Annotated in this window: 16 protein-coding genes; 10 read left to right on the forward strand and 6 right to left on the reverse strand. The window is 70.2% G+C overall.

The window, feature by feature from the left end:
- Positions 1-72 precede the first annotated feature (72 nt).
- The 3 genes from IE136_RS00140 to IE136_RS00150 form a co-directional block, all read right to left on the reverse strand.
- A complete protein-coding gene (locus IE136_RS00140; protein WP_189599072.1) occupies positions 73-933 on the reverse strand; it encodes a DUF4429 domain-containing protein in 861 nt (286 codons plus the stop codon).
- A 65-nt stretch (positions 934-998) separates the two neighbouring features.
- Positions 999-2210, reverse strand: coding sequence for an alpha/beta hydrolase (locus IE136_RS00145; RefSeq protein ID WP_189599073.1), 1212 nt, complete (start codon positions 2208-2210; stop codon positions 999-1001).
- 184 nt (positions 2211-2394) lie between these two features.
- Positions 2395-3024, reverse strand: a complete 630-nt coding sequence (locus IE136_RS00150; protein ID WP_158986962.1) for a TetR/AcrR family transcriptional regulator — start codon at positions 3022-3024, stop codon at positions 2395-2397.
- Between the two features lie 144 nt (positions 3025-3168).
- Here IE136_RS00150 and IE136_RS00155 point away from each other — a divergent pair, with 144 nt between their 5' ends.
- Together IE136_RS00155 and IE136_RS00160 are read left to right on the forward strand one after the other, a co-directional pair.
- Entirely contained in the window at positions 3169-4773 is a 1605-nt protein-coding gene (locus IE136_RS00155) for an MFS transporter (protein WP_373308985.1), read from the forward strand.
- Between the two features lie 177 nt (positions 4774-4950).
- Complete coding sequence (locus IE136_RS00160) at positions 4951-5364, forward strand: peptidase inhibitor family I36 protein (RefSeq protein ID WP_189599075.1); 414 nt, start codon at positions 4951-4953, stop codon at positions 5362-5364.
- On the opposite strand, the gene IE136_RS00165 is transcribed toward IE136_RS00160, so the two are convergent.
- Positions 5345-6118: a potassium channel family protein gene (locus IE136_RS00165; RefSeq protein WP_158986956.1), complete on the reverse strand. Its 774-nt coding sequence runs from the start codon at positions 6116-6118 to the stop codon at positions 5345-5347. The two genes, IE136_RS00160 and IE136_RS00165, sit on opposite strands and share 20 nt — an antisense overlap.
- Positions 6119-6223: 105 nt before the next feature.
- Complete coding sequence (aceE, locus tag IE136_RS00170) at positions 6224-8956, reverse strand: pyruvate dehydrogenase (acetyl-transferring), homodimeric type (protein WP_189599076.1); 2733 nt, start codon at positions 8954-8956, stop codon at positions 6224-6226.
- 410 nt (positions 8957-9366) lie between these two features.
- On the opposite strand from aceE, the gene IE136_RS00175 reads away from it, so the two are divergent.
- The 6 genes from IE136_RS00175 to IE136_RS00200 all read left to right on the forward strand — a co-directional run bounded on the left by IE136_RS00175 (position 9367) and on the right by IE136_RS00200 (position 13964).
- The gene (locus tag IE136_RS00175) at positions 9367-9789 is read left to right on the forward strand and encodes a DUF3052 domain-containing protein (RefSeq protein WP_158986952.1); all 423 of its coding nucleotides are present in this window, start codon (positions 9367-9369) and stop codon (positions 9787-9789) included.
- A 182-nt stretch (positions 9790-9971) separates the two neighbouring features.
- The gene (locus tag IE136_RS00180; RefSeq protein ID WP_158986950.1) at positions 9972-10430 is read left to right on the forward strand and encodes a peroxiredoxin; all 459 of its coding nucleotides are present in this window, start codon (positions 9972-9974) and stop codon (positions 10428-10430) included.
- 175 nt (positions 10431-10605) lie between these two features.
- Positions 10606-11181: a TerD family protein gene (locus IE136_RS00185; RefSeq protein ID WP_158986948.1), complete on the forward strand. Its 576-nt coding sequence runs from the start codon at positions 10606-10608 to the stop codon at positions 11179-11181.
- A gap of 188 nt (positions 11182-11369) precedes the next feature.
- Positions 11370-11945, forward strand: a complete 576-nt coding sequence (locus IE136_RS00190) for a TerD family protein (protein WP_158986946.1) — start codon at positions 11370-11372, stop codon at positions 11943-11945.
- A 29-nt stretch (positions 11946-11974) separates the two neighbouring features.
- On the forward strand, positions 11975-13117 hold the full coding sequence (locus IE136_RS00195) for a DUF475 domain-containing protein (protein WP_158986944.1): 1143 nt from the start codon (positions 11975-11977) through the stop codon (positions 13115-13117).
- 109 nt (positions 13118-13226) lie between these two features.
- The gene (locus IE136_RS00200; RefSeq protein ID WP_158986942.1) at positions 13227-13964 is read left to right on the forward strand and encodes a TerD family protein; all 738 of its coding nucleotides are present in this window, start codon (positions 13227-13229) and stop codon (positions 13962-13964) included.
- A gap of 57 nt (positions 13965-14021) precedes the next feature.
- Here the strand turns inward: IE136_RS00200 and IE136_RS00205 are convergent, their stop codons facing one another.
- Entirely contained in the window at positions 14022-14873 is an 852-nt protein-coding gene (locus tag IE136_RS00205) for a TerD family protein (RefSeq protein ID WP_189599077.1), read from the reverse strand.
- 213 nt (positions 14874-15086) lie between these two features.
- Between IE136_RS00205 and IE136_RS00210 the strand changes: the two genes are divergently transcribed.
- Both IE136_RS00210 and IE136_RS00215 read left to right on the forward strand, forming a co-directional pair.
- Entirely contained in the window at positions 15087-16313 is a 1227-nt protein-coding gene (locus IE136_RS00210; protein ID WP_189599078.1) for an HpcH/HpaI aldolase/citrate lyase family protein, read from the forward strand.
- Positions 16314-16331: 18 nt separating this feature from the next.
- Positions 16332-19109, forward strand: a complete 2778-nt coding sequence (locus IE136_RS00215; protein WP_189599079.1) for a phosphoribosyltransferase — start codon at positions 16332-16334, stop codon at positions 19107-19109.
- The last annotated feature ends 14 nt before the right edge of the window (positions 19110-19123 follow it).

Below are 19123 nucleotides of genomic sequence, written 5' to 3' on the forward strand. Positions count from 1 at the left end.
AGGGCGTCATACCGGAGAGCCGGACGCCGACCGATACCGAGGTATGAGACCGGCGCGCCCCCGCGCCCCGGATCACAGCTCCGCCAGCAGCTCCGCCTTCTTCACCGTGAACTCCTCGTCCGTCACCAGACCCGCCCGGTGCAGCTCCCCCAGATACCGGATCCGCTCCGCCACGCCGACCGGATCACGCCGTTCCGTCTCCAGCGCCCCCGCCGTCCGGGCCGCCCCGCGGATCGCGGCGAGGACCGACGCGGCGAACGGCAGCGACTGGTGGACCGGGCCGTAGCCCAGACCGAAGACGACGGCCGCCGGGTCGCGGTCCACCTGGGCCGGGCGCGGCTCGCCGGAACGGGGCAGCAGGCGCAGGTAACCGTCGAAGACGTCCGGCGAGCGCCACTCGACCCCGCTGAGATCGCGTACCGGGAAGGTCTGGTCGCCCGCCTTCCACTTCTCCGATGACGCACCGGACCAGGACCAGTGGAACGTGACCTCCGACCTCCCGTCGAAGCTCGCCTTCCCGTCGTACGCCTTGAAGGACTGCGGTCCTTCCGGCGCGGCCACCAGGAAGGCGTCCGCCGGCTCCGCGCCCGCCGTGAGCAGGGGCCGCAGTTCGTCCCCGTAGTACTCCGCCAGCGTCTCCCGCTCGGCCGGAAGCACCAGTCGGTACGGGTCGCACCCTTCCTTCAGCTGCCCCGCGGCCGCTTCCATCAGGGGATCGGCGCCCGGTCGCGGCACCGCGTGCAGCACGACGGTGCCCCGCTTGCCCGGCGCGAGCGTCACCGACGCCAACGCCTCGTGCGGGACGCGGCGTTCGCGCAGCGTCTGGAACAGCTTCGGTGTGCGGATCCCTCGTTCGAAGCGGATGACGACGGCGTCGCTCTCGAACTCCCAGGTGGCATGAATTCCGGCCAGCACATCACCCATGTGCCTCATCGTATGCGGCGAGCGCCCCCGCGTCGCCCCTGCGCGGGGGTCCGGAATGCCGGGCTCTACGCGCGTCAGAGGCCCTCCGCGCCGGAGATTCCCCTGCGGCAAGCCCTGTCGGCGCTCGCGCACGTGAGGCTGTGGTACGAACCAACGCCTATCGCGGCGAAGTTGTCGAGGCTGTCGGTGCCCGGCTCGAAATAGCCGGTATGGCCGGTGGCCCCGGCGGCGGAGAGGAGCCGCGCGCCGAATTCCGGCGTCACCGGGTCCGCCCCGTGCCCGACCCCGCCGACCGCCAGGTTCGGCACGTCCTGGATCCAGTCGTCGGCGTCCCGCATCGCCCACACCCGGGCCCGGGTCGACAGTTCGGCCGCGCTCTCCACCCGCATGCCGGGGCTCCCGGCCACGGCCACGTCCGTCACCCGGGCGGACAGGCGGGGCGCGGCGACCCCGCACAGCACCGAGCCGTAGCTGTGGCAGAAGAGGCTGACGCGCGAGGTGCCCGGCAGCGCGGTGGTCATGTCGACGAGCCGTACCGCCCCCGCGGAGGCCAGACGCCCCATGGCGGCGTCGATGCCCACCCCGACGGGGGCGGTGTAGTCGGCCCAGGCGATGACGGCGGTGGGGGAGCCGGGTGCGGCCCTGCGCTCGGCGGCGTAGAGCGATTCGGCCATTCCGGCGGGGGCCGAGTACTTCCGGTGGGTCTTCTGGAAGGTGAGCAGGTTGGTGTCGACGCCGGGCACGATCACCGAGACCCGCCGGGCCCGGTCCAGATCGCCGAGCACCTCGGCCGTCCGCCCCGGACCGCTGGGGTCGAAGGCGAGGATCTGCCGGCCGGTCCGCATCAGCGACGTGAAGCGGTGCACCCGGCGCAGTGCCTCGTGCCGGCCGGTGGCGCTCAGTCGGGGGTCCTCGACCCTGCCTCGCTCGGCGGCGAGGGCGCGGGCGAGGGCGAGCCGGTTGGCGCGGTAGCGGAGGGTGACCGGGGCGCCGTCGAGATTGCCGACGACGAGCGGGTGCGCGTCGGCGAGTGAAGCGCCCCGTTTCGGGCCGATGGAGGCGAAGAACGCGGCGATCGTACGGGCGGGGGACGCCGGGTCGGGGAGCGCCCGGTCGCCGATCCTGCCGTGCGCCCAGGAGGCGAGCGCGGTCTGGCGGGGCTCCCCTGGCCCGCGCTGTTGCCGGATCGTCGTCCAGCCGGTGGTGGCGAGGAGGACGAACGCCACGGCCAGCGCGAGCAGTATGCGCCAGGCGGAGAGGGTGGGGGAGGAGTCGAAGGAAGTCACTGCGCGCCACCCTAGGAGACGCGAGCGGGCCTTCGTGCGGCCGGGTGAGGTGGATCACATCGGACGGCGGAGCGTGGTGACGCTCCGTACGCGCGGGCGTACGCCTCACGCGTGCACTTGCGTCGTGACCGGTGGCCTTCGCACGTGCGCGCCTGCGGAACGCACCTGTGTGCTTACGGAGCCGTCAGTTCCGCCAGTCCGGTTCGAGGGCCGGGGCCAGGTGGTCCAGGTAGCGCTCGGTCAGTTCGCGGATCGCCTCCAGCGTCGGGTCGGTGCCCCGGCCCCAGAGCTGACCGGTCACCCGCATCACCCCGCTGAACGCCGCCACCGCGATCCGGGGGCGCGGGTCCTCGTCCACGTCCAGGCCCTCGCGCTCGGCGATCAGCCGGGCGAGGGCCTCCTCCATCTCGGTCGAGCGGCGCAGATGGACGGCGAGCAGCGCCGGCGTCGACTCGATCATCTGGAAGGTCCGCAGATACTGCTCGACGGGCACGACCTCCATGATCGCCTCGCCGATGGTGTCCCAGGAGGCGAGAACGGCGTTGCGCATCGCGTCGAGCGGACCCTCCTCGGCGGGGCGCTCCGCCAGCGCGCGGACGAAGCGCTCCTCCACCATCTGCTGGACGGCGAAAGCGGCCTCCTCCTTGGAGGAGAAGTACCGGAAGAAGGTGCGCTGGGAGACCTCGACCGCGTCGGCGATCTCGTCGACGGTCGTCCGCTCGTACCCCTGTGTCGTGAAGAGTTCGAGGGCCACCCGCAGCAGCGCGTCCCGGGTGCGCTGCTTCTTCCGTTCCCGCAGTCCGGAAACCGTCACCTCATGGCCCTCTTTTCGCCTCTTTCTCACGCTTCGTGGCCTTCAGGGTACCTGTGAGCTACGTGACAGTTACCGGCGTGTGAAACGCTTTGTCAATTGTCAGTCGCTGACACTAGCCTCTTTCGCATGACTAGTCAGACCACCATGGAAAAGGCCCCGCAGGGTGACGGGGGTGCCCAGAATCCCAGCCCGGCCCCGGCGAAGGGACTGCGCGGCCACCCCTGGTTGACTCTGTTCGCCGTGGCTGTCGGCGTGATGATGGTCGCGCTCGACGGCACGATCGTCGCCATCGCCAACCCGGCGATCCAGCACGACCTCGGCGCGACCCTCGATCAGCTGCAGTGGATCACCAACGGTTATCTCCTGGCCCTCGCGGTCGCCCTGATCACGGCCGGCAAGCTCGGTGACCGCTTCGGCCACCGCCAGACCTTCCTGATAGGCATCGCGGGCTTCGCCGCGGCCTCCGGCGCCATCGGCCTGTCCGACTCGATCGCCTTCGTGATCGGCTTCCGCGTGCTGCAGGGCCTCTTCGGCGCCCTGTTGATGCCCGCGGCGCTCGGCCTGCTGCGCGCCACCTTCCCCGCCGAGAAGCTGAACATGGCCATCGGTATCTGGGGCATGGTCATCGGCGCCTCCACGGCCGGCGGCCCGATCCTCGGCGGCTTCCTCGTCGAGCACGTCAGCTGGCAGTCCGTCTTCTTCATCAACGTGCCGGTCGGTGTGATCGCGCTCGTCTTCGGTCTGGTGATCCTCAAGGACCACCGCGCCGAGAACGCCCCGCGCTCCTTCGACGTGCTCGGCATCCTGCTGCTCTCCGGCGCGATGGGATCGCTCATCTGGGGGATCATCCAGGCGGGTGCCGACTGGGGCTGGGCGAGCGGCAACACCTGGGGCTGCCTGCTCGGCGCGATGCTGCTCTTCGGCGTCTTCGCCTACTGGGAGACCAAGGTCAAGGAGCCGCTCATCCCGATGGCCATGTTCCGCTCCGTGCCGCTCTCGGCCGGTGTGGTCCTGATGGTCCTCATGGCCTTCGCCTTCATGGGCGGCCTGTTCTTCGTGACCTTCTACCTCCAGGGCGTCCAGGGTCTCGGCCCGATCGACGCCGGACTGCACCTGCTGCCGCTGACCGCGATGATGATCGTCTCCTCGCCGCTGGCCGGCGCGCTCATCACCAAGTTCGGCCCGCGCATCCCGCTGGTCGGCGGCATGGTGTGCACCGCGGCCGCGATGTTCGGCATGATCAGCCTCTCCGAGGGGACCGGCACCTTCGCCATGTCCCTCTGGTTCGCCCTCCTCGGCCTGGGGCTCGCCCCGGTCATGGTCGGCGCCACCGAGGTCATCGTCGGCAACGCCCCGCTGGAGCTCTCCGGCGTGGCGGGCGGTCTGCAGCAGGCCGCGATGCAGGTCGGCGGCGCGCTCGGCACGGCCGTGCTCGGTGCGGTCATGTCCTCCAAGGTCTCCAGCGACTTCGCGGAGAACTGGACGGCCGCCGGAGTTCCGGGTGAGCCCGCTCCCGGTCTGGAGCAGGCCGCCGAGTTCGGCATGGTCCCGCAGGAGCTGGCCCAGGCGCCCGGTATGACCCCGGACATGCTCGACCGGATCGGCGGGGTCATCCACGACACCTTCCTGGACGGCATGGGGCTCGCCTTCACCGTCGCCGGTGTCGTGGCCGCCGTCGCGGCCGGGGTCGCCGTGTTCACCAAGCGCGGCGAGAACGCGGAGGCCGGTGCGGGCGGAGCCCACATCTGAGGTCGACGCGTCAGCCGCGTCTGACCCGTCAACACAGCGTTGCCGACAGCCCCGCCGGACCCGTCCGGCGGGGCTGTCACCTATCCGGGTGAACCGACTCGGAGCCTCTTCCCAACGAGGTCACCACTCCCTCAGAGTTCTGATTACAGAGAGTGACGAACACGGGGGTTCACCGACATGCGTACGAAGACCGTTCTCCCGGCCGCCCTGGCGGCCACCCTGCTCACCGCCCTTCCGGCGACACTGCTGCACGCACGGCCCGCGACCGCCGGCACCGCGACCGCGGGCGCGGGGGCTCCGGCGCCCACGCTCGGGGCCTGCGCGCCCGGGCAGCTCTGCCTCTGGCCGAAGTCCGACTTCAAGGGCAAGGCGCAGCGGTACGAACTCGCCGACACGGACGTCGACAGCTGCGTCGCGCTTCCCGCCGGCACCACGGCTCAGGCCCTGGCCAACCGGACCGGGCGGCCGGTGACCGCCTACCAGTCGGCCGAGTGCGCGGAGACCGGGGAGTTCGAGACCTACCCGGGCCGGGGGACCTGGACGCCCCAGACGCCGTACCAGGTCAGAGCCTTCAAGATCTGGGAGCGATAGCGGAGCCGCCCTGCTCCGGCGCGGCCGCGGAGGGCGGCGAGAGCCGGGCCACCTCCGCGCGGAGCTCCTTCACCTCGCGCGTCAGCGCCTCGAGGAGCTCCGTCTGCCGGCGTTCCACCGCGTCGTCCCGGTCGAAGCGGGAGATGAACCAGGCGGCGATGTTGGCGGTGACCACACCGAGCAGCGCGATCCCCGAGAGCATCAGTCCCACCGCGAGGACGCGGCCGAGCCCCGTGGTCGGGGCGTGGTCGCCGTACCCCACGGTCGTCATCGTGGTGAACGACCACCACACGGCGTCCCCGAGCGTCCTGATGTTCCCGTCCGGCGCGTTCCGCTCCACGTGCAGCACGGCCAGCGAGCCGAACATCATCAGCCCGACCACCGCGCCCGCCACATAGGTGGTGAGTGTGATCTGTGGGGCCATCCGGGCCCGCCGGCCCACGAGGAGGAGAGTGGACACCACCCGGAGCAGCCGCAGCGGCTGGACCAGCGGCAGCAGCACCGCCAGCAGGTCCAGCGGATGGCTGCGCACGAACAGCCATTTGGCGGGCGCGAGCACCAGCCGGACGGCGTAGTCGAGGGCGAACGCGCCCCACACGAGCCACTCGACGTGGGTGCACAGCCGGTGCACCCAGGCGTCCGCGTCGGGCGCGACGATCGGCACGGCGTAGGCGATGCCGAACACGACGGCGAGCCCCAGCAGCGGTGTCCGGGTGCTCGCTTCCCAGCGCAGCTGCGCGGTGCGTTCCTTCATGACAGGCATCGTAGGCAACGCCGAAGGGCGGTGGAACCGCCGGTCCCACCGCCCCTCACCAGCACGAATGCCGGAGGTCCGAATGCCCGATCGCCGGACGGGCCTCTACGCGTCGCCGCCCGCGGCGCCGGGGTCCGCCGCCGTCACGTCGAGCAGCTGGTAGCGGTCCACGGCCTGCTTGAGGGCCGACCGGTCGACCTTGCCTTCACGAGCCAGCTCCGTCAGGACCGCCAGGACGATCGACTGCGCGTCGATGTGGAAGTAGCGGCGGGCCGCACCGCGCGTGTCCGCGAAGCCGAAGCCGTCCGCGCCCAGCGAGGTGTAGGCGCCCGGCACCCAGCGGGAGATCTGGTCCGGGACCGAACGCATCCAGTCGGACACCGCCACGAACGGCCCCTCCCCGCCGGAGAGCTTCCGCGTCACGTACGGTACGCGCTGCTCCTCGTCCGGGTGGAGCAGGTTGTGCCGGTCGACCTCGACGGCCTCGCGGCGCAGCTCGTTCCAGGAGGTCGCCGACCAGACGTCGGCGCGTACGTTCCACTCCTCGGCGAGGATCCGCTGCGCTTCGACCGCCCACGGCACCGCCACGCCCGACGCCATGATCTGCGCCGGGATCGCGCCCGCCTCGCCGGACTTGAAGCGGTAGATGCCCTTGAGGATGCCCTCGACGTCCACGTCCGCGGGCTCCGCCGGGTGCTGGATCGGCTCGTTGTAGACGGTCAGGTAGTAGAAGACGTCCTCGGCGTCGGGGCCGTACATCCTCCTCAGGCCGTCCTGGACGATGTGCGCGATCTCGAAGCCGAACGCCGGGTCGTAGGAGACACAGGCGGGGTTCGTCGCGGCGAGCAGCTGCGAGTGGCCGTCCGCGTGCTGGAGGCCTTCACCGGTCAGCGTCGTACGGCCGGCGGTGGCGCCGAGCACGAAGCCGCGCGAGAGCTGGTCGGCCATCTGCCAGAACTGGTCACCGGTCCGCTGGAAACCGAACATCGAGTAGAAGACGTAGACCGGGATGAGCGGCTCGCCGTGCGTGGCGTACGCGGAACCCGCGGCGATCAGCGAGGCGGTGCAGCCAGCCTCCGAGATGCCGTCGTGCAGCATCTGACCGGTCGGGGACTCCTTGTACGCGAGCAGCAGCTCGCGGTCCACGGCTTCGTACTGCTGGCCCAGCGGGTTGTAGATCTTGGCGCTCGGGAAGAACGCGTCCATGCCGAAGGTGCGGTACTCGTCGGGGGCGATCAGCACGAAGCGCTTGCCGATCTCCTTGTCCCGCATGAGGTCCTTGAGGATGCGGACGAACGCCATCGTCGTGGCGATCGACTGCTGGCCAGAACCCTTCTTGGCCGCCGCGTAGGTCTTCTCCTCCGGGAGGGCCAGCGGCTTCGCCCGCACGACGCGGGTCGGCACGTACCCGCCGAGCGCCTTGCGGCGGTCGTGCATGTACTGGATCTCCTCCGAGTCGCGACCCGGGTGGTAGTACGGCGGATAGCCCTCGTCCAGCTGCTTGTCCGTGATCGGGATGTGCAGCCGGTCGCGGAAGCGCTTGAGGTCGTCGACCGTCAGCTTCTTCATCTGGTGGGTCGCGTTGCGGCCCTCGAAGTTCGGGCCGAGGGTCCAGCCCTTGACGGTCTGCGCGAGCACCACGGTCGGCTGGCCCTTGTGGGCCTTGGCCGCCGCGAAGGCCGCGTAGACCTTCTTGTGGTCGTGACCGCCGCGGCCCAGGTGGAGGATCTGCTCGTCGGTCATGTTCTCGACCATCGCGCGCAGCCGGTGGTCGTCCCCGAAGAAGTGCTCGCGGATGTAGGCGCCGGTCTCCGTCGCGTACGTCTGGAACTGCCCGTCCGGCGTCGTGTTCAGCTTGTTGACCAGGATGCCGTCGCGGTCCTGCGCGAGCAGCGGGTCCCAGGAGCGGTCCCAGACCAGCTTGATGACGTTCCAGCCGGCGCCCCGGAACTGCGACTCCAGCTCCTGGATGATCTTGCCGTTGCCGCGTACCGGACCGTCGAGCCGCTGCAGGTTGCAGTTGACGACGAAGGTCAGGTTGTCCAGGCCCTCACGGGCGGCGATGGACAGCTGGCCGAGCGACTCCGGCTCGTCCATCTCGCCGTCGCCCAGGAACGCCCAGACGTGCGACTTGGAGGTGTCGGCGATGCCGCGCGCCTCCATGTAGCGGTTCATCCGGGCCTGGTAGATCGCGCCGAGCGGGCCGAGGCCCATCGAGACGGTCGGGAACTCCCAGAAGTCCGGCATCAGCCGCGGATGGGGGTACGAGGACAGCCCGTTCGGGAACTTCGACTTCTCCTGGCGGAAGGCGTCGAGCTGCGTCTCGTTCAGCCGGTCCAGCAGATAGGCGCGGGCGTAGATGCCGGGGGAGGCGTGGCCCTGGAAGAAGATCTGGTCGCCGCCGTCGCCCTCGTCCTTGCCGCGGAAGAAGTGGTTGAAGCCGACGTCGTACAGCGAGGCGGAGGAGGCGAACGTGGCGATGTGACCGCCGACCCCGATACCCGGGCGCTGCGCGCGCGAGACCATCACGGCGGCGTTCCAGCGGGTCGCGTTGAGGACCTTGCGCTCGATCTCCTCGTTGCCGGGGAAGAACGGCTCGTCCTTGGTCGCGATGGTGTTGACGTAGTCCGTGCTGCGCATCTCGGGTACGGCCACACGCTTCTCGCGGGCCCGCTCGATCAGGCGGAGCATGAGGTAGCGGGCCCGCTCACGGCCTCGCTCGTCGACGGCGGCGTCGAGCGAGTCGAGCCATTCCTGGGTCTCCTCCGGATCGAAGTCCGGGACCTGGCTGGGAAGGCCGCCAATGATGATCGGATTGCGATCGGATCCGGAAGCCACGCTGTTCCTTCGCTGTTCGGTGGAGCTTCGATGGAGCCCACAGGAGGCCGGGACGTCCATCGTGTACCCCATCGGTGTCAAACGTCATCTCTACCGAGGGGTAATCCCCACTGGGTGCCTGGTTGGGTCAAATCGCAACCTTACGCCCAACCCGCGCATGCGTTCCGGCCGCACGTTCGGCAGACTGAAACCGCGGAAGACCACAAAGCGGTACGAAGCGTGTGCCTCTCCTCACGGAGCGGAGCGGATGTGGTTCGGAAGTTGCGGCGAGACGGCCCCAAACGTCACCGTTTCGGCGGTCTCGACGGCCCAGTACTTGCGCGATCCGCCCAGCACGTGTGGACTACGGCCAGCGCCGCGCGTACGCGCGTGGCCGAAGCATTTTCCGATACATGATCAGGAGGCAAGCCGTGAGCGCGACCGCGGACCACGCGGAGGAGCGGACCAACCCGGCAGCGAGGCTGGGGTTCGAGCCCGGACAGGTGGTCCAGGAGATCGGTTACGACGACGACGTCGACTTCGATCTCCGCGAAGGCATCGAGTCCATCATCGGGTCGGATCTCGTGGACGAGGAATACGACGACGTCGCCGACGCCGTGGTGGTCTGGTTCCGCGACGAGGACGGAGATCTGACGGACTCCCTGGTCGATGCCATCGGCCTGCTGGACAACGGCGGAAACCTTTGGCTGCTGACGCCCAAGACGGGCCGTGACGGCTACGTCGAGCCGAGCGACATCAGCGATGCCGCGCAGACCGCCGGCTTCTCCCAGACCAAGAGCATCAGCGTGGCAAAGGACTGGTCGGGTACCCGGCTCGTCGCACCCAAGCGCTGATCTCCCAAGCAGCAGGAGCCCCCGTCGACCTCGGTCGGCGGGGGCTCTGTGCGTGGACCCGGTGGGCCGCGTCCTAAGCTGGCCCTTCACCTGTTCGGTCCAACGAGGGCCGGCGAGTGAAGGTCAACGAGGTCCATCAGGTCCACACGGTTCACAGGGTCCAGCGGAAGGGACGCGTACGCATGGCGATCGAGGTCGGCACCAAGGCCCCGGAGTTCGAGCTCAAGGACAACCACGGCCGCACCGTGAGGCTCTCCGACTACCAGGGGGAGAAGAACGTCGTGCTGCTCTTCTACCCCTTCGCGTTCACCGGCGTCTGCACCGGTGAGCTGTGCGAGCTGCGCGACAACCTCCCGAAGTTCGTCAACGACGACACCCAGCTGCTGGCCGTCTCCAACGACTCCATCCACACCCTGCGCGTCTTCGCCGAGCAGGAGGGCCTGGAGTACCCGCTGCTCTCCGACTTCTGGAAGCACGGCGAGGCCTCGCGCGCCTACGGCGTCTTCGACGAGGAGAAGGGCTGCGCCGTCCGTGGCACCTTCATCATCGACAAGGAGGGCGTCGTCCGCTGGAGCGTCGTCAACGCCCTGCCGGACGCCCGCGACCTGAACGACTACCTCAAGGCGCTCGACACCCTCTAGACCCTCTGGAGGCGCCCCCTTCTGGACACCCCCTCCAGGCACGTTCCGGACACGCCCTCCAGACATCGGGGCGAATCGTCTGTCCTGGCCGGGAACCCGTCACTAGGATCCAGTCGTTGATCCGATGCCAACGCACGACGGGGGCGCTGCCCCTGGAAACCACATGGAGGGACTCGTGGGAGTCAGCCTCAGCAAGGGCGGCAACGTCTCGCTGACCAAGGAGGCCCCTGGCCTGACCGCCGTCACCGTCGGTCTGGGCTGGGACGTCCGCACCACCACCGGGACGGACTTCGACCTCGACGCCAGCGCCATTCTGGTCAGCGCGGAGGGCAAGGTCCGCAACGACCAGGACTTCGTGTTCTTCAACAACCTGAAGAGCGCCGACGGCTCGGTCGAGCACACCGGTGACAACCTGACCGGCGAGGGCGAGGGTGACGACGAGCAGGTCAAGGTCAGCCTGGCCACGGTGCCCGCCGATGTCGCCAAGATCGTCTTCCCGGTGTCGATCTACGACGCCGAGAACCGCCAGCAGTCCTTCGGCCAGGTCCGCAACGCGTTCATCCGCGTCGTGAACCAGGCCGGCGGGGCCGAGATCGCCCGTTACGACCTCTCCGAGGACGCCTCGACCGAGACCGCCATGGTCTTCGGCGAGCTGTACCGCAACGGAGACGAGTGGAAGTTCCGCGCTGTCGGCCAGGGGTACGCCTCGGGCCTGCGCGGCATCGCGGCGGACTTCGGCGTCAACGTCTGAGTCGTCCACCGCACCGCACGACACCGATCCGTCCGGCGCCGCACTCTCCGTGCGGCGCCGGACGTGCCTCATCAGCAGCACCAGCCGCATCGGCAGGGCCGGCAGCACCAGCAGGACCGGCAGCATCAGCAGGGTCAGTGGTATCTGCAGGGCAGCATCAGCGGTACTCACCGGGGAGGAACCACATCATGGGCGTCACGCTCGCCAAGGGAGGCAATGTCTCCCTCTCCAAGGCCGCACCCAATCTCACCAAGGTGCTGGTCGGCCTCGGCTGGGACGCGCGCTCCACCACGGGAGCGCCCTTCGACCTCGACGCCAGCGCCCTGCTGTGCCAGTCGGGGCGGGTACTCGGGGACGAGTTCTTCGTCTTCTACAACAACCTCACCAGCCCCGAGGGCTCCGTCGAACACACCGGCGACAACCTCACCGGCGAGGGTGACGGCGACGACGAGTCGCTCATCGTGGACCTCACCCAGGTCCCCGCCCACTGCGACAAGATCGTCTTTCCGGTCTCGATCCACGAGGCCGACAACCGCGGGCAGACTTTCGGCCAGGTCAGCAATGCGTTCATCCGCGTGGTGAACCAGGCGGACGGTCAGGAGCTGGCCCGCTACGACCTCTCCGAGGACGCCTCGACCGAGACCGCGATGATCTTCGGCGAGCTCTACCGGTACAACGGCGAATGGAAGTTCCGCGCGGTCGGTCAGGGGTACGCGTCGGGGCTGCGGGGCATCGCTCTAGACTTCGGGGTCAACGTTTCGTAAAGCCAAGTAGTTTCACGATGGGGTAGACAGTGGTTCTGAAAACCTTCGGCTGGTCGTTCGCCATCACGGCGCTCGGCCTGGCCTTCGCCGCTTGGCAGTGGGGGTGGGAGGCGTTCGGGGTCGTACTGATCCTGTCGATCCTCGAGATCTCGCTGTCCTTCGACAACGCGGTTGTCAACGCCGGAATCCTGAAGAAGATGAACGCCTTCTGGCAGAAGATCTTCCTCACGATCGGCATCCTGATCGCGGTCTTCGGCATGCGGCTGGTCTTCCCCGTCGCGATCGTCGCCATCAGTGCCAAGGTCGGTCCCATCGAGGCCGTCCAGCTGGCCCTGGACAATCCCGAGCGGTACGAGGCCCTGGTCACGGACGCCCACCCGGCGATCGCCGCCTTCGGTGGGATGTTCCTGCTGATGATCTTCCTCGACTTCATCTTCGAGGACCGTGACATCAAGTGGCTCGGCTGGCTCGAGCGCCCGCTGGCCAAGCTCGGCAAGGTCGACATGCTGTCGGTCTGTGTCGCGCTCATCGCCCTGCTCGTCACGGCGATGACCTTCGCGACCCACGCACACACCAGCACCGGCCACCTGGACAAGTCCGCGACCGTTCTGCTCTCCGGTGTCGCCGGCCTGATCACGTACCTGATCGTCGGCGGTCTCTCCGGCTTCTTCGAGGGCAAGCTGGAGGAAGAGGAGGAGCGCGAGCACGAGGAGGAGGAGAAGGCCAAGGCCCAGGGCAAGCCGGTCTCCGCGGTCGGCCTCGCCGGCAAGGCCGCGTTCTTCCTCTTCCTGTACCTGGAAGTCCTCGACGCCTCGTTCTCCTTCGACGGTGTCATCGGCGCCTTCGCCATCACCAACCACATCTTCTGGATGGCGCTCGGCCTCGGCATCGGTGCCATGTACGTCCGTTCGCTCACGGTCTACCTGGTCCGTGAAGGCACCCTGGACGACTACGTCTACCTGGAGCACGGCGCGCACTACGCGATCGGCGCGCTCGCCGTCATCCTGCTCATCACCATCCAGCACGAGATCAGCGAGCTCATCACCGGCTCCATCGGTGTGGTCCTGATCGCGCTCTCCTTCTGGTCCTCCCTCCGCCGCAACAAGGCACTCGCGGCGGCCGAGGGGAAAGCTGACACCTCGGCCAAGAACGACGTGTCGTCCGGGGTGTGACAGTCCCGGCAATGAGGAACGCTTCACTGCGGGGCGGCCGGTGCACCCGGCCGCCCCGCCGCGTATGTCGGTCGCGTATGTCGTGGTGTCGAGTGGGGGGTGGGGACGCATGGCCTTCTGGGACGGCCTCTTTCCTGGCAGGACGGCGCAGTTCGACTCGGGCAGCGCCGCGAGCAATTCGATCGAACTGACCCGGCGGCGCCCGTCGGTCTCGCTCACCAAACAGGGCGCGGCCACCGGCAACCTGAGGGTCAACCTCTCCTGGCGGATGCGGACCTCGGACATCGAGGGCCGCTCCCGGCAGAGCGGGAGCCTGCTGCGCCATCCCTCGAAGCTCTTCAAGCCCGAGGTCGTCCAGGCGCACACCCAGGGCGTGGTCAACGTCGACCTCGACCTCGGCTGCATGTACGAGCTGGCGGACGGCAGCAAGGGCGTGATCCAGCCGCTCGGCGGCTTCTTCGGGTCCCTGAACTCACCGCCGTACGTGAATCTGAGCGGTGACGACCGGTTCGGCGGGTCGTCCGGAGAGACGATCTTCGTCAATCTCGACCACCGGGAAGCGATCAAGCGCCTGCTCTTCTTCGTCTACATCTACGACCAGACGCCGGCCTTCGACCGCACCCACGCCAAGGTGACGCTCTACCCGAGCAACGGGCCCAGGATCGAGATCGAGCTCGACGAGCGCGCCCCGCAGGCCCGCTCCTGCGCGGTGCTCACCGTCGAGAACGTCAAGGACGAGCTCGTCGTCCGCCGCGAGGTGAAGTTCGTGTACGGCTTCCAGGCCGAACTGGACCGGCTGTACGGGTGGGGCCTGCAATGGGGGCGCGGCTACAAGACGAAGGCCTGAGGCGTGGCCACGGAGGCGCCGTTACGGGCGCGGTCGGGGGCCCCGCCAAGGGCGTCGTCAGGGGCGGACGAACTGCGGGCCCATCGGCGGCATCCGGAAGTTCGGGTCGGGTGCGGGCGCGGCGGCCGCGGCCGGCTGCGGGTAGCCGTACGCGGGCTGCGCGGATACGGCCGGCTGCGGGTAACCGTAGGCCGGTACGGGCGCCGGGGGAGCGGTCGGCTGCGGCGGTACGCCCACGGGCGTGGGGTGGACGACCGTCGCGTCCGGATCCAGCTCGGGGGCCCGGCGCGCGTCCGGGCGCGCGCCCACGTCCTGGCCGGCGCCCTCGCCCCCGTTCTGGTCCGTGCCCTCGTCCGTGCCTTCGTCCACCGAGATGCCGAAGTCGGTGGCGAGGCCGACGAGCCCGGTCGGATAGCCCTGGCCCACCGCGCGGAACTTCCAGGCGTCCCCGCGCCGGTACAGCTCGCCGCAGATGATCGCCGTCTCCTCACCGGTCTCCGCGGTGACGTCGAAAAGCGCCAGCGGTTCCCGGTCCGGCGCCGTCGCGTCGTACAGCAGGATCCGCAGGTCGGAGACGGAGCGGAAGGTGTCGCCGTCCGAGGAGGCCGCGATCACCACCTGGTCGACCGACGGGTCGAGCCCGCCCAGATCGGCCTCGACCGTGTCCGTGAGACCCTCCGCCACCCGCTTCTTCGGCAGCCGTCGCACCAGCCCGGAAGGGTGGCGCGGCTGGTTGTAGAAGACGAAGTCCTCGTCGGAGCGCACGCGCCCGTCGACGCCGAGCAGCAGCGCCGAGGCGTCCACGTCGGGGACCCCGGGGCCCGGGGTCCAGCGGAGCACGGCCCGTACGGCCGCGGTGTCGAGAGGGACGTTGGAGCCCTTCAGCATCGCGTGCGTCATGCCCGTCATCCTGCCTTCCCCGTGGACCCCTGGACAACGCGGGGGCCGTACCGATCCGCGTGGCGGCGCGGAAGGCGCCCGGAAGGGCGATGCGCGAGGCATGCGACAGATACGGATGAGTTACCTGGATTTCATGCGCCAAGGGAACTAAGGACACCCGCACCTACGTACTATTACCGGCCACATGTCATCAGGGCCCGCAGAGGCAGTCGGGGGAGTCACATGCGTCATTTCGGGCACATCCCGTCCGCTTCGCGGGCCGGGTTGTTCCACCAGGAGCCGGCCGAGTTCACGTCCGACTCGCCGGCGAGCACGCTCGCCGTGGCCCTGGGGGCCACGCTCTACAGCCCGGCCACCCGGCCGCGGCTCGCCGACGACGTGCGCAAACAGGCCGCACGCGGGGTCGTCTCCATGGTGCTCTGCCTGGAGGACTCCATCGCCGACGCCGACGTGGAGGCCGCCGAGGCCAACCTCGTCCGCCAGTTCGCCGCCCTGGCGGCGGGCGCGGGCGCCGGCGTGGAGGTCCGCCCGGGCGCCGGCCCGCGCGTGGAGGTCGGCGCGGAGACGCCCCTGGATGTGCCCCTCCTCTTCATCCGGGTCCGGGAGCCCCGTCAGATCACCGATCTGGTCGCGCGCCTCGGCGACACCGTCCACCTCCTCTCCGGCTTCGTCCTGCCGAAGTTCACCGAGCGGCGCGGCCACGCCTTCCTGGAGGCGCTTACCGCCGCCGAGAGGGCCTGCGGACGACGGCTCTTCGCCATGCCCGTTCTCGAGTCGCCCGAGCTGCTGCACCTGGAGACCCGCGCCGAGACCCTCGCCGGCATCGCCGCGACCGTGGACAAGTACCGCGACCGGGTCCTCGCCCTGCGACTCGGCGTCACCGACTTCTGCTCCGCCTACGGCCTGCGACGCTCACCCGACATGACGGCCTACGACGTCCAGCTCGTCGCCCATGCCATCGCGGACGTCGTCAACGTCCTCGGCCGCTCCGACGGCACCGGCTTCACCATCACCGGGCCGGTCTGGGAGTACTTCCGGCTCGGCGAGCGCATGTTCAAGCCACAGCTGCGCCGCAGCCCCTTCCTGGAGGGCCGCGCGGAGGACCTGCGTACCGCACTCATCGAGCGCGACCTCGACGGGCTGCTGCGCGAGATCGAACTCGACCGGGCCAACGGCCTGCTCGGCAAGACCTGCATCCACCCCACCCATGTGGTGCCGGTGCACGCCCTCTCCGTGGTCAGCCACGAGGAGTACAGCGACGCCCAGGACATCCTGCGGCCGGAACGGGGCGGCGGCGGAGTGCTGCGCTCCGCGTACACGAACAAGATGAACGAAGTGAAGCCGCACCGCGCGTGGGCCGAGCGGACCCTGCTGCGCGCAGAGGTCTTCGGCGTCGCCAAGGAGGACGTCGGCTTCGTGGATCTGCTCACCGCCGGACTGGCCGGCTGACGGAAGGTGAATCGGAACGTGGTGTGGTCGGGAACGTGGGTCGCTGAGCGGCTCGGCGTCGAACTGAACGGCGACGAGCGGCTTCCGGGCCTGCTGGGCCTCGCACTGCGCCGCAATCCGAGGCGGGCGCATCTGCTGGTCTCCAACGTGCTGGGCAAGCACGTGCCGCAGCGCCCGTCGGTGGTCCGCGGCGCGGGGTACGACCTGGGCGTACGGGTACGGGAGCTGCTCGGCGACGAGGAGGCCGCCCGTGCCGTCGTCCTCGGGTACGCGGAGACGGCGACCGGCCTCGGCCACAGCGTCGCGGACGGAGTGGGCCTCGCGCCCTATCTGCACTCCACGCGCCGGCCCGTGGCGGGCGTCGCCCCCGCCGGGGGCTTCGAGGAGTCCCACTCGCACGCCACCTCGCACCTGCTCCTCCCGGAGGACCCGAGACTGCTGGCCGGCGAGGGGCCGCTGGTCCTGGTCGACGACGAGTTCTCCACCGGGAACACCGTCCTCAACACCATCCGCGACCTGCACGAACGCTACCCGCGGAGCCGGTACGTGATCGTCGCCCTGGTCGATATGCGCACCCCCGAGGACCGCGCCCGGCTCACCGCCTTCGCGGCGGAGATCGGCGCCCGGGTCGACCTCCTGACGATGGCGGCCGGCACGGTCGCCCTGCCGGCCGACGTCCTGCAGAAGGGCCGGGAACTGGTGGCCCGCTACGAATCGGAAGCGACAACCGCCTCGGCGGGCCCCGCGGCGGCCGACCTGACGAGCCCCGGCGTGGCGGCCCTGGCGGGTCCCGCGCTGACGGGCCTGCCGGCCCCCGATGATCCGGCCGCGGGTGCGGGCGTGGCGGCCCTGGCGGGTCCCGCGCTGACGCGGCCGTCGGCCCCCGGCGGTCCGGCCGCAGCCGATCCGGCGGCGGTCCCCCGCGGTCCCGCCGTGACCGGCCCGGCCACGGCCTCCGGCGGCCTCGGCGTGCCCGCGCCCCGGGCGCCTCGCGACAAGCCCGTACGCGTCCCTCTGGACTGGCCCGAGGGCGTTCCGGACGGCGGGCGCCACGGCTTCACGCCCGAGCACCGGGCCCGCCTGGAGGCAGCCTTGCCGGACATGGCGGCGCGGCTCGCCGAGGCGCTGCGCCCCGCGGGACCCCGCGTCCTCGTCCTCGGCTTCGAGGAGCTGATGTACGCGCCCCTGCGGCTCGGCACCGAGCTGGAGCTGGCCGGTCTGGACGTCTCGTACTCCACCACCACCCGCTCGCCCGTCCTCGCCGTCGACGACCCCGGCTACGCCATACGCACCCGGCTCGTCTTCCCGGCGCACGACACGCCCGCCGACGGGCCGGGCGAGCGGTACGCCTACAACGTCGCCGGAGCCGGCTTCGACGCGGTCGTCGCCGTCGTCGACTCGGCCGCCGACACCCCCGAGCTCCATGCCCCCGACGGCTTGCTCGCCCAGCTCGCGGCACACGTCCCGCACGTGGTCCTGGCCGTCGTCCCGAGCTATGTCCCGAGCCCCGCCGTGGACTCCGTCCCGAGCCCCGCCCTGGGAGTCCCGAGCCCCGCCGTGGACTCCGTCCCGAGCGCCGTCCCCCGTAACCACCTCCCCGCTCCCGCCACCGAAGCTCCCGAAAGGAGCTCCATGCTGCCCGAGCCCCTCCGCGGCCCCGCCTTCTCCTCGTACGCTCCCGACGAGGTCGGCTGGTTGCTCCAGGACCTCTCGGACGTCGAGCTGGAGGCCCCGACCGAGGAGCGCGAGGAGGCCATCCAGAGCGGCGGCGCCCACTACGCGGAGTCCCTGCCGGTCGAGTACCAGCCCAGCGCCCAGTACCAGGAGCTCTTCCACGCGGCCCTGGCCACCTCCTCCGCCCGCATCGCCCGCGCCGTCGGCACCGTCACCGAGACCGTCCTCGCCGAGCGGGCCGGACGCCGCCCCGTCCTTGTCTCCCTCGCCCGCGCCGGCACGCCCGTCGGCGTCCTGATGCGCCGCTGGGCGCAGGCCCGCCACGGACTCGACCTGCCCCACTACGCCGTCTCCATCGTGCGTGGCCGCGGCATCGACGCCAACGCGCTGCGCTGGCTCGCCGCCCACCACGACCCGGCCGACGTCGTCTTCGTCGACGGCTGGACCGGCAAGGGCGCCATCACCCGCGAACTCACCGACGCGATCGAGGAGTTCGAGGCGAAGGAGGGCATCACCGGCTTCGTCGCGGAGATCGCCGTCCTCGCCGACCCCGGCTCGTGCGTGCGCACCTACGGCACCCGCGAGGACTTCCTCATCCCGTCCGCGTGCCTCAACTCCACCGTGTCCGGGCTGATATCGCGTACGGTCCTGCGGGCCGACCTCGTCGGCCCCGACGACTTCCACGGTGGCAAGTTCTACCGCGAGCTGGCCGGCTCCGACGTGTCCAACGACTTCCTCGACGCCGTCGCCGCCCGCTTCGACGAGGTGGGCGCGGCCGTCGACACCGAGGTCAAGGAGCTCCTCGCCGCCGACCGCACCCCCACCTGGGAGGGCTGGGCGGCAGTCGAGCGGATCAGCGAGGAGTACGGCATCCACGACGTCAACCTGGTCAAGCCGGGCGTCGGCGAGACCACCAGGGTCCTGCTGCGACGCGTACCCTGGAAGATCCTCGCGCAGCGGGGCGCGGGCGCCGACCTCGCCCACGTACGCCTCCTGGCCGAACAGCGCGGGGTGCCCGTCGAGGAGGTCGACGAACTCCCGTACACCTGCGTCGGACTGATCCACCCTCAGTACACACGGGGCGCCACGGGCGCCGACGGGAAGGCGGTGATCTCCCAGTGAGCACCACCACCGTG

Source organism: Streptomyces lateritius, from assembly GCF_014649715.1.
Taxonomy (GTDB): domain Bacteria; phylum Actinomycetota; class Actinomycetes; order Streptomycetales; family Streptomycetaceae; genus Streptomyces; species Streptomyces lateritius.